Consider the following 14,749-nt stretch of genomic DNA (forward strand, 5'->3'; position numbering starts at 1 on the left):
GGCGGCCGTGAAATCCCTTACGCCTCGTTAGGCGGGGACGATGTTCACCAGCTTAGGCGCCCGCACGATCACGGTGCGGATGCCACGGCCATCCATGGCGCGCTGAACATTTTCGGACGCGAGTGCGAGTTCGCGGAGTTCGTCCTCGCTGATCTCCGGCGATACTTCCAGCCGATCGCGGACTTTGCCCTGGACCTGGACCACGGCCGTGACGGTGTCCTGCACCAGCAGGGCGTCGTCGTGCGTCGGCCAGCCGGCGTTGGCCACGGAGGCAGGGTGTCCCAGGGTGTTCCAGAGGTCCTCTGCCGTATACGGGGCGAAAAGACTCAGGATCACAGCGACGGCTTCAACAGCCTCACGCACGGCGGGATCGGCAGGGCCCGCTCCAGAATCGATGGTCTTACGCGTTGCGTTGACCAGCTCCATGAGGCGTGCCACGACGACATTGAACTTGTTGTTGTCCAACAGGTCCGCAGCATCGGCAATGGTCTTGTGCGTCACGGTGCGCAGGGCGCGGTCGCCGGTAGCCGGATCAACGCCGGGCTCGCTGCTGACGTCCTGGCCCAGGCGCCACGCACGGGCAAGGAACTTGGCCGAACCCGACGGCGAAACGTCTGCCCAGTCGACGTCGTCCTCTGGCGGGGAGGCGAAGACCATGGTCAGGCGTACGGCGTCCACACCGAACTTGTCCAGCTGCTCGCCAAGGTCCACTCCGTTGCCGAGGGACTTGCTCATGGCCTTGCCACCGTTGAGGACCTGGCCCTGGTTGAGTAGCGCGCTGAACGGCTCGCTTGCCTCAATCAGGCCGATGTCCTTGATCACCTTGGTAAAGAAACGGGCGTAGAGCAGGTGCAGGATCGCATGCTCGACGCCGCCCACGTATTGGCCAACGGGCATCCAGTTGTTGATCTTTTCGGGATCAAACGGACCTTCGGTGTAGTCCGGCGAAACAAAGCGCAGGAAGTACCACGACGAATCCACGAATGTGTCCATGGTGTCGGTATCGCGCTGGGCTGCACGGCCACAGTTGGGGCACTCGACGTTGACCCATTCGACGGCGGCAGCCAGCGGGGAGGTTCCCTTCGGCGCCAGCGCCTCACCCCGGAGGTTCTCGGGCAGCTTCACGGGAAGCTGGTCGTCCGGGACGGGCACTTCACCACATTCGGCACAGTGGATGATCGGAATGGGCGTACCCCAGAAACGCTGGCGGCTCAACAGCCAGTCGCGCAGGCGGAAGTTCACGAACTTTTCGCCGGTTCCCAGCTTCTCCAGGATTTCGATTGCAGCCGGGATGCCTTCGGACTTGGACAGTCCGTCCAAGTCGCCGGAGTTCTTCAGCGTTCCTTCGCCCGCAGTGGCCACACCGGTCTCGGCGGGGTCTTCATCGCCGGTATCCAGAACGGCGCGAACCGGCAGGCCGAAGGCCTTGGCGAAATCGAGGTCGCGCTGGTCGTGCGCGGGAACGGCCATGATGGCTCCGGTGCCGTAGTCGGCCAGAACGTAGTCGGCTGCCCACACAGGGAGCTTCTCACCGTTGAGCGGATTGATTGCGTAGCGTCCGGTAAACACACCCGTCTTCTCGCGCTCGGTGGACTGGCGCTCGATCTCGGAGAGGGCCTTGACCTTCTCCCGGTATGCCATGAGTTCGTCATGATGCTCGGAAGTGACCAGGTCAAGGGCCAGATGTGCGTCGGCCGCAACAACGAAGAAGGTGGCACCATACAGGGTGTCCGGTCGGGTGGTGAAGACGGTGACTTCGCGCTCGGCCCGATCCTGGGTAGCCTCGATGACAAAGCGGACATGGGCGCCCTCGGAGCGGCCAATCCAGTTCCGCTGCATGGCCAGCACGCGCTCGGGCCAGTGGCCCTGCAACTGGTCCATGTCCTCGAGCAGGCGGTCGGCGTAGTCGGTGATCTTGAAGTACCACTGGTTCAGGGACTTCTTGGTGACAGGGGTGCCACAGCGTTCGCAGGCACCGTTGACGACTTGCTCGTTTGCGAGGACGGTGAGGTCCTTGGGGCACCAGTTGACGGGCGAGTCCTTGCGGTACGCCAAGCCACGCTCGTAGAAGCGCTTGAACAGCCACTGGGTCCAACGGTAGTACTCGGGGTCGGATGTATGCAGACGCCGGGACCAGTCAGCCGAAATGGCGTAGCGCTTGAATGAAGCCGCCTGGGTGTCGATGTTGGCGTAGGTCCACTCGCTGGGGTGGGCATTGCGCTTGATGGCCGCGTTTTCGGCAGGAAGGCCAAAAGAGTCCCAGCCGATGGGATGCAGGACATCGAAGCCCTTCTGGCGCAGGTAGCGCGCGACGACATCGCCCATGGCAAAGGCCTCGGCATGGCCCATGTGAAGGTCACCGGAGGGGTAGGGAAACATGTCCAGCACGTATCGACGCTCCCGCGAGCCGTCGTCAAGCGGGGTGAACACCTTGAGGTCTTCCCACACCTGCGGCCACTTGGCTTCCATCGCGGCGAAGCTGTAGATGCCTTCTTCAGGCGCTCCAGCTGCGGCTGTCTGTGCTGCTCCGGTCTCTGTCTCCGGCTGAACGCTCACTGCTGCCCTCTTCTGTTCTTCGATGGCGGTTTTGCCTCCTGCTGCGCTCCAGGTAAGCCCCGGACACACAAAAGCCCCTCGACAATGGAGGGGCGGCCGCTCGGCTGTTGATTGCCGGGCGGCTAGCTAAGCAGAAGGATCGCACGCATAGATCTACAATAGCGCACGATCAAACTCTCCAGTCGCAATGAGCGGCTTACAGAGCTGATGGTTGAGTTGATGGCAGGCGCGCCTCGCCCGGGTGTGGTGGGCACCGCGAAGCGGGCGGGGCAGGCGCGGCTGCCATCAACGTCAGGTCAGACTACTTAACGTCCTCGTCGACCCAATCCATAGACTTTGTCACGGCCTTCTTCCAGAGCCGCAACTGGCGCTCCTGCTCTTCGACAGGCAGCTGCGGCTCCCAGCGCTTGTCCTCGCCCCAGTTGGCACTGAGCTCGCCCAGGTCCTTCCAGAATCCAACGGCCAGGCCAGCGGCGTATGCAGCGCCCAGGGCCGTGGTTTCAACCACCTTCGGGCGTACTACGGGTACGCCGAGGATGTCGGCCTGGAACTGCATGAGTGCCTCGTTGGCCACCATGCCGCCGTCGACCTTCAGTTCGGTGAGGGGAACGCCCGAGTCGGCGTTGACGGCGTCGAGTACCTCGCGGGTCTGGAACGCAGTTGCCTCGAGGGCAGCGCGGGCAATGTGGCCCTTGTTGGCGAAGCGGGTGAGGCCCACAATGGCGCCACGGGCGTCGGCCCGCCAGTACGGAGCGAACAGGCCGGAGAACGCGGGGACGATGTAGACGCCGCCGTTGTCCTGCACTGCGGCGGCGAGTTCTTCCACCTGGGGCGCGGAGCTGATCATGCCGAGGTTGTCACGGAGCCATTGGATCAGCGAGCCAGTGACGGCGATGGAGCCTTCCAGCGCGTAGTGCGGCTTGTCGTCGCCAAGCTTGTATCCGAGCGTCGTGAGCAGCCCGTTCTTGGAGTGGACAATCTCTTCACCGGTATTGAAGATCAGGAAGCATCCCGTGCCGTAGGTGTTCTTGGCTTCGCCGGGCTGGAACGCAGCCTGGCCGAATGTGGCGGCTTGCTGGTCGCCCAGGATGCCGGCCACGGGAACTTCCCGCAGCAGTTGGGACGTGTGGACGTGTCCGTAAACTTCGGAGGAAGACTTGATGGCGGGCATCATGGAGGCCGGGACGCCGAAGACATCAAGAATTTCCTGGTCCCATTGCAGGGTCTCAAGATCCATGAACATGGTGCGGGAAGCATTGGTCACGTCAGTGACGTGCACGCCGCCGTCGACTCCCCCGGTCAAGTTCCAGAGAACCCACGCGTCGGTGTTGCCGAACAGCAGGTCGCCGGCTTCAGCGCGTTCGCGGGCGCCGTCGACGTTGTCCAGGATCCATTTGATCTTGGTGCCGGAGAAGTAGGTAGCCAGTGGCAGGCCAACCTTCTGCTTGAAGCGTTCAGGTCCACCATCCTTGGCAAGCTCGTCCACAATCGACTGCGTGCGGGTGTCCTGCCAGACGATGGCGTTGTAAACAGCCTCACCGGTGTTCTTGTCCCAGACCACCGCGGTTTCGCGCTGGTTGGTAATGCCGACGGCGGCGATGTCGTGCCGTGTCAGGTTCGCCTTGGACAGGGCCGAGCCAATGACCTCGCGGGTGTTGTTCCAGATCTCCGCGGGGTTGTGCTCAACCCATCCTGCCTGGGGGAAAATCTGCTCGTGTTCCATCTGTCCCGTTGACACAATGTTGCCCGAGTGGTCAAAGACGATGGCGCGGGAGCTGGTGGTGCCCTGGTCGATGGCGATGACGTATTGGTTCATGGTGACGTCCTTGTCTCAGTGGTTTTGTATGTTGCGTGGATGAGTATGTAGTGGATTCAGGACTGCGGGTGCAGGATCAGCCAGCGGCTGCCGGCATGATGGCAGGCACCCAGATGGCCACGAGGCCAGCAAGAGTACCGCCAACAAGGGGGCCGACGACAGGGATCCAGGAGTAGGCCCAGTCGCTGGAACCCTTCCCCTTGATGGGGAGGATGGCGTGGGCGATGCGCGGGCCAAGGTCACGTGCCGGGTTGATGGCGTAACCCGTGGGGCCACCGATGGAGACGCCGATACCGACAACCAGCAGCGCTACCGCCAGCGGTCCGAGACCTGAGGGAGTACCGCCGAAGGTCAGGATGACGAAGACCAGGACGAACGTGCCAATGATTTCGGTGATGAGGTTCCACGGCGTTGAACGGATGGCCGGGCCGGTGGAGAACGTTCCCAGTTTGTTGGCTGCGAGCGGCTCTTCGTCGAAGTGCTGCTTGTAAGCGAGCCAGCAGACGACGGCGCCGAGGAAGGCGCCGAGCAATTCGCCGCCGTAGTACGTCAGGGTGGACGCGACATCCACTGGCACGCCGGGCGCATATTCTGCACTCCCCTTGACCAGCAGGCCAGTGGTGACAGCCGGGTTCAGGTGGGCACCGGACTTGGCGGCCACAAAAACGCCCGCGAAGACCGCAATGCCCCAGCCCCAGGTCACCATCAAGAATCCACCGTTGTTGCCCTTGGTGCCTTTGAGCGCAACGTTGGCCACGACGCCACAACCCAGCAGGGTCAGCATCATGGTTCCGAATACTTCGGAAAGGAAAACTATTCCAAGAGACATCTTTGACTCCTCATTTTTCTGTTGACAGCCTCGTCGCGGGTTGAAGAGGCCGTTGGGACGGTTCCGTTTTCCGCAACCGCCCCGGCGTGGTGAGCCCCAAGGGGCCCACCTACGCCGTTTCCCGTCCCAGTCGCACAGTGGGACGGTCAAACATTGTGTGCTGTGGGCCTCAGGCTACGAGACTGTGCACGTCTACCTTGTGGAACCGCCGCAGCACTTCCTGGGCGTGGCGAACTTCTGCCTCACAGGCGACGGCATCCCAACCCAGTGGTTCAGCCAGGGCCGCGGCGATTTCGTTCAACAACTCGCCAGTTACCAGCCCGCGGAACGCGAGGGACGTCCGTCGGATGAGGACATCCACCAGATGCCCGATCTGCTCGTGCTCGGCCATGAAGGCCAATTCGCGAACACTGAGTTCCCGGGTGGAACGAAGCGGCGCGTCGTGCCCGGCGTTCAGGTAATCGATGACGGCCTCTGCCCGTGTTCCATACCGCGTCAGGAGGCCGGCCACGCGGTCCGCGTCCAGTCCAGGCCCCATGTGCTTCTTGATCCACTCCTGCTCACCTTGCTCCGTGGCAGGGAAGCCAGCGCCGCCACCTATGGCGAGTTTCGCCGTCGAAACTTTCCGTTCCAGACCCAATTCGCGAAGGACGTCGTTGGTCATGTGTTCGGCAAGCGCCCGGAAGGTGGTCCATTTGCCACCTACCAAACTGAGTACGACGGCGGCCTTGCCGCCTGGCGTAACCATGGCACCCTCGCCGGTGCGGACGCTGCGCTCGATCCTGTAGTCCCTAGAGACAAATCCCGGTTGGGTTGCATCGTGGCGCGGCAGGGGACGGACTCCGGCGAAGCTGTACACGATCTGGCCACGGTTCACCTTGATGGTGGGGAAGACATGGCCAATCAGGTCGAAGAAGTAGTCGATTTCGGATTCGGTGCAGACAGCGTTTTCTGTCATGTCGGCGTCGACGTCCGTGGTGCCGACCAACACCCGGTCCCCCATGGGGTAAATAAGGACGATGCGGCCGTCTGTGTGTTCAAAGAAGATCTCCCGGCCATTGCAGGCGGCCAGCAATTCCGGGTGGTCCAGCACAATGTGCGAGCCCTTGGTGCCGCCCATGAACTGGCTGGCGGCTCCCATGGCCTGGTTGGTCAGGTCCACCCACGCGCCGGTGGTGTTGATGATGACGTCCGCCTGGAAATCGAACTCCTTGCCGCTCAATTCGTCGCGCAGGCGGACTCCGTCAGTACCCATGGAAACCAATGAGACGTAGTTGCTGGCGCGGGCCGTCCCGCCAGGCAGGCCACCGCCGCGCCCGGCCTTCTCGCCATCCTGAAGCACGTCCAGGGTGAGCCGCTCAGGGTTGTGGACGGACGCGTCAAAGTAAGTTGCCGCGTACTTGATTCCCGGGTGCAGCTTGGGTAGTTCCGCCAAAGCCTTGTCCTTGCCGAGGAACTGGTGCCGGGGGACGTTGCCGCCGTCACGGGAGAAGAAGTCGTACATGCTCAAGCCGAGCTTGATGAGGAAGGCGCCGCGCTCGTTCGGTTTGCCCTGCTTGTGCGTGAGGAAGCGAATGGGCGCGGAAAGGATGCCAGAGAAGGTGCTGAAGATGGGAATGGTGGTCTGCAGCGGCTTGACGTAGTGCGGGGCGATCCGCAGGAGGCGGTTGCGTTCTACCACTGATTCCTGGACGAGGCGGAACTCTCCGTTCTCCAGGTAACGGATGCCGCCATGGATCATGTGCGAGGACGCACCGCTTGCGCCTTGGCAGTAGTCACCACGCTCCACAAGCGCAACATCGATGCCCTGCAAGGCCAGGTCGCGGAAGGTTCCTACGCCGTTGATACCCCCGCCGATGATCAGCGCCTTCGCCGATGGCCGCTCCTGCAAGGCGGTTACAGACTCACGCCGATGCGCATCAGAGGAAGTACCGGAAATCCTGTTGTGTCCCAAAACTGCTCCCTTGGGCTTGGTTTGTGCGCGGCGTTACGTTCGCTGCACCTTTCACCACTAATCTGGCGAAGGTGGAAAATGGAGTCAAGCTATTTGCACAAACGTGCAGTAAGGAAATGAGATGGGACGCTCACGTCACTCGGATGCCCTCCGCGCCGCACAGATGTACTACTTGCAGGACCTGACCATGGACGCGATTGCGCGCGAACTGAGAACCTCACGCTCCACCGTTTCAAGGCTTTTGTCATCCGCCCGGGAAACAGGTTTGGTCCAGGTCCAGATCCGCAGCCCGTTTGATACCGCCCCCGAACTCGAGAGCCAGATTCGCGACAAATTCAAGGTGGACGTCCACGTAGTGCCTGTGCTTGAAACCTTGAACGAGGCCGAGACGCTGGACCGCGTGGCCATGCAGGCAGCGCGGACCATAGGACCTCTGGTGGATTCCAATGCCATCATCGGCATCGCCTGGGGTGCCACGCTCAGCGCTGTCAGCCGGCACCTGACCCGGAAAGTCACGCACGACACCATCGTTGTCCAACTCAACGGCGCGGGAAACATGCAAACAACCGGCATCACCTACGCGAGCGACATCATGCGGCGCTTTGGCAGCGCCTACGGAGCGCGGGTGGAACAGTTTCCCGTGCCTGCCTTTTTCGATCACGCGGCCACCAAGACGGCCATGTGGAATGAGCGCAGCGTTCAACGCATCCTGGATCTGCAGGCGCGCATGAGCATCGCCATTTTCGGTGTTGGATCCGTTGATTCGGACTATCCAAGCCATGTGTATGCGGGCGGTTACCTCGACGAACAAGACCTCAGCATGTTGGCTGCCGACGACGTGGTGGGCGACGTAGCCACTGTGTTCTTCCGTAGTGATGGATCATCTGACGGCATTACTCTGAACGAACGGTCAACCGGTCCAAGCCATGAACAGCTGCGGCAGGTTCGTCGCCGGATTTGCGTCGTGTCCGGCGCCTCCAAAATCAACGGCCTGCAGGGCGCCCTGGCAGCCGGACTTGCCACTGACCTCATCCTCGATGAAGCCTCGGCGCGCCGCTTGGTGAGTTTCAGTGACCAGTCCTGAGGCTTTCCGCCGGGGAATGGGTAGAGTCGTTCATATGAGATTCCCGGCCCGGCTGACCTTGAACAACGGCGTGATGATGGACCGCTTGGGATTCGGACTCTATAAGGTGCCGCCAAAAGAAGCTGAGGCTTTGGTGAGCACTGCCCTCGGCGAAGGCTATCGGCGGTTCGATACCGCCGCCATGTATCGCAACGAGGTAGGCGTAGGCCGCGCGATCGGTGGTGCAATCGGCGATGCCAACGAGGCAAACCTCGGCACGGGTGGTTCCGGAGAATCCGTGCATGCCCTGACCCGGGAAGACGTCTTTGTCACCACCAAGGTTTGGAATGACGACCACGGTTACGACTCCACGCTCCGCGCTTTCGATTCATCCATGGCCAACCTCGGACTGGACTACGTGGACCTTTACCTCATCCACTGGCCGTGTGCCGGACGAGGCCTCTTCGTGGAGACCTATAAGGCCATGGAAACCCTGTACAGGGAAGGCAAAGTCCGGGCCATCGGAGTTTCGAATTTCCAGCCCGGGCACTTGGAAGAACTCATGCAGAAAGCCGAAGTGGTCCCGGCTGTTAACCAGATAGAGCTGCATCCCTGGCTTCAGCAGGCCAGGCTGCGGACACTGCATGAACAACTCGGGATCCGAACCGAAGCTTGGAGCCCCCTTGGCCGTGGGCAGGTCCTTGCCGACCCCGCGATCGCGGATTTGGCTCACAAGTACGGCAGGGCACCGGCCCAAATAATCCTCCGGTGGCATCTCCAGCTTGGGAACCTCGTCATTCCGAAAGCCAGTTCCGCGGGGCGGATCAAGGAGAACTTTGCCGTTTTCGACTTCGAACTTGAGGCAGCAGACATGGACGGCATGGCGGCGCTTGAACGCCACCACCGCACGGGCTCGCACCCGGACAACGTGAATTAGGAACGGCCGAATGGAAAAAGTGGACACCGCGCATACCCCGGAAGACGCAGATGCCCCGATTGAATTCATCAGCAAGTCCCTACAGGGCCGCACTATCGCCTCTGATGTGGACGTCGATGGCAGCAACGTAGCGTATTGGACGTACGAACCCATCAAACCCACACAGGATGCCCGCACGATTTTGGTCATTCACGGTTTTCGGGGTGACCACCATGGATTACTCCGTGTAGCGGACCTGCTTCCGGACATGCGGATCATCATGCCGGACCTCCCGGCGTTTGGCAGTTCAGATCCTTTCCGTAACGACGAACACACGGTTGAGCGTTACGGCCGTTTCATCTCCGGCTTCATGGCCGCCCTGGGCCTGGGCCCCAAGACCGTGCTGCTGGGCCACTCCTTTGGTTCCATCGTCGCGAGCCATTTTGCGGCCCGAAATCCCGGCGCCATTTATCCATTGATCCTGGTCAACCCCATCGCTGCACCTGCTTTGGAGGGCCCCAAGGGGATCATGACCAAGCTCGCGGTGTTTTACTACCAGGTGTCCGCCAAGCTTCCAAGGCGCCTTGGACTTGCCCTCCTGCGCAACCGGGCCATTGTCCGGGTCATGAGCATCACCATGGCCAAGACCAAAGACAAAGACCTGCGCCGCTTCATCCATGGCCAGCATGATGCCTACTTCAGCGCGTTCGCGGACCGAAGGAGCCTGCTCGAATCCTTCAAGGCATCCGTGTCCGGTACCGTGGCAGACGTCGCCGGGGAGTTACGCCTCCCCGTACTGCTAATAGCCGGCGAAAAAGACGAGATCGCCACCCTGCCCAACCAGTACAAACTGATGGAGCGCCTTCCCGAGGCCACCCTGGAAGTGATTCCCGACGTCGGGCATTTGATCCATTACGAGACGCCGGCCCCGGCGGCCGCAGCTATCCGCACCTTCCTGGAGGAACACCCCGCGTGAAAATTGTCATCGACGCCCGCTTCACCAGGACGGACCACCACGATGGCATCAGCCGGTACGGTTCAAGCCTCATTGCAGCAACATCCAAAATTGCAGATGTCACCATGCTCATCCATGACAAACGCCAACTCGCGTTGCTTCCCGACGTGCCCTACGTGATGGTCAACAGCCCGCTGTCCCCACGCGAGCTGTTCGTTGCCCGCAAGGTCAACTCCTTGGGTGCGGACGTCGTGGTATGCCCCATGCAGACCATGGGAACCCTGGGGCGGAAGTATGGCCTGATCCTTACGCTGCACGACCTCATCTATTACGAACACCCCGCTCCCCCGGGGTTCCTTCCGGCTCCTGTACGGCTGCTCTGGAGGCTGTACCACAAGGCGTTCTGGCCGCAGCGCGTGCTGCTGAACCGGGCTGACGTGGTGGCTACCATCAGCAGGACCACAGAGGCTTTGATGGCCAAGTACACCTTGACCCGCCGCCCCGTGCGGATCGTTGGCAATGCGCCGCAGCCCGGCCAGACTCCCCGTGACCCTTCGGCCGGGGCGGATAAGACCCTGCTGTACATGGGTTCGTTCATGCCCTACAAGAACGTGGAAACCATGATTCGGGGAATGGCTGGCCTGCCGGATTACACCCTGCACTTGCTCAGCCGGATTACGCCCCAGCGTCGGGCGGAACTCGAGGCCATGGTCCCCCACGGGGCCAAGGTCCAGTTCCACAACGGTGTAACAGACGCCGAGTATGAAGAACTTTTGATCAGGGCGACTGCACTCGTCAGCTTGTCGCGGGCCGAGGGATATGGCTTGCCCCTGGTGGAGGCGATGTCACTGGGAACTCCTGTTATCGCCAGCGACATTCCGATTTTCCGGGAAGTGGGCGCCGATGCGGTCAGCTATGTTGACCCCGAGTCGCCCTCGGAGTTTGCTGCGGCCGTCACGGCGCTGGGCGATGACAGCTTGTGGCAAAAACGTTCCCGCAGGTCCGTGGAACGTGCCGGAGACTTCAACTGGGATGAATCCGCCCGGCAGTTGCTGGCTGCGGCAGAAGAGGTCGTGGCACTTCGTAAGCGCTAGCGTGCCCGCCCAACCGGTAGTTGATGGCTACAAGACGTCCACGCCGTCGAGCCGCAGTTGCACCGGGCCGGCTGTCCGTTTCGCTGCGTTCGCTGCCTTGACAGCACGCATGGCGCGGGTAGCGTCTGCGGCGTCTGCGTAGGGAATGAAGTACAGAGTGCGGACGTCTGCTTCGGCCTCACTTCCAGCGCCCTGGGCACCACTGGAGAACAGCTGAAGTGGCGCCGGACCGGCGCTGCGCAGCTTCGTAGCGGACTTCAGCTTGACGCTTGCCTCGAAGGTATCGGAAAAACGCCCGACGTCGGCCCTTGGCCCGGTCACTGAAGCTACCCGCACTGCCGGCGGAAGCTGGAGTTCCTTCCGAAGTGCCAGTTCACGCGACGCGTAGCCCGGTGCATCCCAGCGCAGCAGGGCTCCGGTGGCGCTTGTGTCGTCTGCGGTGATGACTACCAGCCCACCCTGTTTGGAGGGTTTCACCAGCGACGCCGCGTTGAACCACCGCCGAACGGTGTCCTCGCCGGCGCGCAGGTTTTCCCGGCGGAGCAAGGAATTGCCATCCAGAAGCAGCGCTGCCGCGTACCCCTGGGGAGCCACGGGTTCGGCGCCAACTGTGGCAATGACCAATGCCGGAGCGTCAGGCACCGTTGCCTTGATGTTCTCCCCCGACGATGTGATAACCGTTTGTCCAGGAAAAGCCCGCCCGAGTTCCTCCGCTGTTCGCACGGCTCCTGCCGCAACCCGGCGCAGGCGTGTGCCGTTGCAATGGTTGCAGCGCCACTGCGGTGCCGGCGTGGAACACCAACGGCAAAGCGGCAGGGCGGAACTGCTGGAGATTGCAAGCGGTCCTTGGCAGTTGTTGCAGCGGGCCAGCTCCCGGCACGTCTCGCAAGCCAGAGAGGGCGCGTAGCCGGCACGTGCAACCTGCACCAGCACAGGGCCATGTTCCAAGCCTTCCTTGGCAGCACGCCATGCCGCTCCCGGCAAACGTGCAATCCGGGCCAGGGGATCCCGTTCCTGTTCAAAGCTGTCAGCTGTGTTCAGGACCCGCGGAACAGTGGAGCGAATGACCGTTCGGGGCGCCTCGATCGGCACAGCCCATTGCATTTCAACCAGGCGCTGGAGTTCAGTGCTGCGGCTGTGCGATGCCATCAGGCAGGCTGCATTCTCCTGCTCGGCCCGTAGGAGCAGTACTTCCCGCGTGTGCGCGTAGGGAGCCCGTTGGTCGATGTGGAGGTCATCGCCGTCGTCCCAACAAACCACGAGTCCCAGCTCCCGCACCGGCGCATAGGCAGCAGACCTCGTGCCGATGGCTACACGCGCTTCGCCACTGAGGATTCGCAGGAAGCTTCGGTAGCGCGGAGTTTGACCATCGTCAGCCGTGAGCCGCGCGACGTCACCCGCCGGCAGGACCTTGGCGAGGGCCACCTCCAGCTGTTCAAGATCCCTGTAATCCGGAACGACCACCACTGCACCGCGGCCGGATGCCCGGACTGCCCCAACAGCCGCGGCAACCAACGAAGGCCAACCCCCAGGGCCGAATCCCTGCAGCGCCGTGAGGACAGCCTTGGGCGATCCGCCACCGGTGAGGTGATGGAGGTACGAGGCTCCGTTGGAGTAGGAACCCCAGGCATGGGCGTCCGGCACAGTTGACGGAAGCTCCGATTCTGGTGCTGCGCCCCCGGAGAGTAGCTCCTTCTCCACTTTGGCAACGCGAGGGGGAACAGCAGTACGTAGGACATCGCTCAAGGTTCCGGCGTAGCGCGCAGCTACCGTTCCAGCCAGCTCAGCGATTTGGGGCGTCAGGACCGGAAGCGTGGAGATTACTTTGTGAAGTGGGGTCAGCGGATGGCCGGCATCCGAAGTATCGACGCGTTCCAGCACGAAGCCATTAAGCTCCTGGCCGTTGAACTTCACTTTCACGCGGACTCCGGGAACGGCGGAATTACCGAGTTCAGCGGGCACGCTGTAATCGAAGGGCCGGTCCAGGTGTGGCAGGGAGGATTCCAGCACCACACGGGCAACGGGATTCACCGAAGCCAACGGGGGTCCACTGACGGGAGGCTTGTCAGGGAAACCTTGAAGCAAAGAGGGTTGAAGCAGCGACGGCTGGGCTTCGTGTCCGGCCATGCTCGTCACCTCCAACTCAATTGTGCGGACTTTCCACGCAGGAACGACTTCCCGCGCAGGAACGAAGGATGCCCGCAGCGGGATCGACCCACTGCGGGCATCTCTCTGGCTCCAGCCAATCATGGGCCACCGACAAAGTTGCAAACACCGGCTGGCACAAGCAGATGAGCTGGAGATCAGGCGTTGAAGAATTCCTTCAGGTCCGCCGCACGGTCCAGGCGCTCCCACGTGAAGTCGGGCTCGTCGCGGCCAAAATGGCCGTGAGCCGCCGTCTTGGTGTAAATGGGACGCTTGAGGTCCAAGGCGTCGATGATGGCCCGGGGGCGGAGATCGAAGAGCTCGTTGATCGCCTCACTGATACGGGCAGGGTCAACAGTTTCCGTGCCGAAGGTCTCTACGTACGTTCCGACCGGACGGGCTTGGCCAATCGCGTAGGCAATCTGGATCTCCGCACGTTTGGCCAGACCTGCAGCTACCACGTTCTTGGCAACCCAGCGCATGGCGTAAGCAGCTGAACGATCCACTTTGGACGGGTCCTTGCCGGAGAACGCGCCTCCACCGTGCCGGGAGAACCCGCCATAGGTATCAACAATGATCTTCCGACCTGTCAGGCCTGCATCGCCAACCGGGCCACCGATCACGAAGGCACCCGCAGGGTTCAGGATGTTGGCTACATGGGAGATGTCAAGGTTGGACGCCGCCAGAACGGGATCGATGACGTGGCTCGCGAGGTCGGCGCGCAGTTGCTCCAGGCTCGCGTCTTCGGCGTGTTGGCTGGAAATCACCACCGTTTCAACCGAAACCGGGCGATCGCCGTCATACCCAACGGTGACCTGCGTCTTGCCATCCGGACGGAGGTACGCAAGTTCGCCGCTCTTGCGGACCTCGGTAAGGCGCTCGGACAAACGGTGGGCAAGCCAGATGGGCGTCGGCATGTAGGACGCAGTTTCGTCGCTGGCATAACCGAACATAATGCCCTGATCGCCCGCGCCCTGGAGGTCGTAGTCGTCCTCCTGACGGCCTTCACGCGCCTCAAGCGAGTTGAAGACCCCACCGGCGATGTCATTGGACTGCTGCCCGATCGACACTGAGACGCCGCAGCGGGCACCATCGAAACCATTGGCAGAGGAGTCGTAGCCGATGCCGAGAATGGTTTCGCGGACAATCTGCGGTATCTCGACGTAAGCGTCAGTGGTTACTTCACCGGCCACGTGGACCAGGCCGGTGGTGGCCATGGTCTCGACAGCTACCCGGGATTCAGGGTCAGCAGCCAGCAGCCCATCCAAGATGGCGTCACTGATTTGGTCGCAGATCTTGTCTGGATGCCCTTCAGTGACCGACTCGGACGTAAAGAGCCGGAGCTTGGACGGGGTGCCATGATGTTCATGGTGCAGCGGTAAAGTCACTCGACCACCTTACTGTGTTGCGGGGCGGCGGCA

The 14,749-nt window shown here is 62.0% G+C and carries 10 protein-coding genes; 4 read left to right on the forward strand and 6 right to left on the reverse strand.

Going from position 1 to position 14,749, the window contains the following annotated elements:
- Positions 1–27: 27 nt before the first annotated feature.
- From leuS to LDN90_RS13675, 4 genes are all read right to left on the reverse strand, one after another.
- Positions 28–2,556, reverse strand: a complete 2,529-nt coding sequence (gene leuS / locus LDN90_RS13660; protein WP_223946172.1) for a leucine--tRNA ligase — start codon at positions 2,554–2,556, stop codon at positions 28–30.
- A gap of 301 nt (positions 2,557–2,857) precedes the next feature.
- Positions 2,858–4,372 carry a glycerol kinase GlpK gene (glpK, locus tag LDN90_RS13665; protein WP_223946173.1) on the reverse strand — a complete coding sequence of 505 codons (1,515 nt, stop codon included), beginning with the start codon at positions 4,370–4,372 and terminating at the stop codon, positions 2,858–2,860.
- A 76-nt stretch (positions 4,373–4,448) separates the two neighbouring features.
- Positions 4,449–5,201: an MIP/aquaporin family protein gene (locus tag LDN90_RS13670; protein ID WP_216925581.1), complete on the reverse strand. Its 753-nt coding sequence runs from the start codon at positions 5,199–5,201 to the stop codon at positions 4,449–4,451.
- Positions 5,202–5,370: 169 nt separating this feature from the next.
- Positions 5,371–7,155 (reverse strand): glycerol-3-phosphate dehydrogenase/oxidase, encoded by a 1,785-nt coding sequence (locus LDN90_RS13675; protein ID WP_223946174.1) that lies wholly within the window; start codon positions 7,153–7,155, stop codon positions 5,371–5,373.
- 121 nt (positions 7,156–7,276) lie between these two features.
- Here LDN90_RS13675 and LDN90_RS13680 point away from each other — a divergent pair, with 121 nt between their 5' ends.
- From LDN90_RS13680 to LDN90_RS13695, 4 genes are read left to right on the forward strand one after another with little or no spacing between them, the layout of a single operon-like run.
- Complete coding sequence (locus tag LDN90_RS13680; RefSeq protein WP_223946176.1) at positions 7,277–8,239, forward strand: sugar-binding domain-containing protein; 963 nt, start codon at positions 7,277–7,279, stop codon at positions 8,237–8,239.
- 34 nt (positions 8,240–8,273) lie between these two features.
- Positions 8,274–9,155 carry an aldo/keto reductase gene (locus LDN90_RS13685; RefSeq protein ID WP_223946177.1) on the forward strand — a complete coding sequence of 294 codons (882 nt, stop codon included), beginning with the start codon at positions 8,274–8,276 and terminating at the stop codon, positions 9,153–9,155.
- Positions 9,156–9,165: 10 nt separating this feature from the next.
- A complete protein-coding gene (locus tag LDN90_RS13690; RefSeq protein ID WP_223946178.1) occupies positions 9,166–10,110 on the forward strand; it encodes an alpha/beta hydrolase in 945 nt (314 codons plus the stop codon).
- Positions 10,107–11,183, forward strand: a complete 1,077-nt coding sequence (locus LDN90_RS13695; protein ID WP_223946180.1) for a glycosyltransferase family 1 protein — start codon at positions 10,107–10,109, stop codon at positions 11,181–11,183. Before LDN90_RS13690 ends, LDN90_RS13695 begins: the two co-directional genes overlap by 4 nt.
- A 27-nt stretch (positions 11,184–11,210) precedes the next feature.
- Here the strand turns inward: LDN90_RS13695 and LDN90_RS13700 are convergent, their stop codons facing one another.
- Together LDN90_RS13700 and metK are read right to left on the reverse strand one after the other, a co-directional pair.
- A complete protein-coding gene (locus LDN90_RS13700; protein WP_223946181.1) occupies positions 11,211–13,310 on the reverse strand; it encodes a primosomal protein N' in 2,100 nt (699 codons plus the stop codon).
- A 176-nt stretch (positions 13,311–13,486) separates the two neighbouring features.
- Positions 13,487–14,716, reverse strand: a complete 1,230-nt coding sequence (gene metK, locus LDN90_RS13705) for a methionine adenosyltransferase (RefSeq protein ID WP_223946182.1) — start codon at positions 14,714–14,716, stop codon at positions 13,487–13,489.
- Positions 14,717–14,749 lie beyond the last annotated feature (33 nt).

Origin of the sequence: Arthrobacter sp. NtRootA1, from assembly GCF_019976975.1 — a bacterium.
In the GTDB taxonomy this organism is placed as follows: Bacteria; Actinomycetota; Actinomycetes; order Actinomycetales; family Micrococcaceae; genus Arthrobacter; species Arthrobacter aromaticivorans.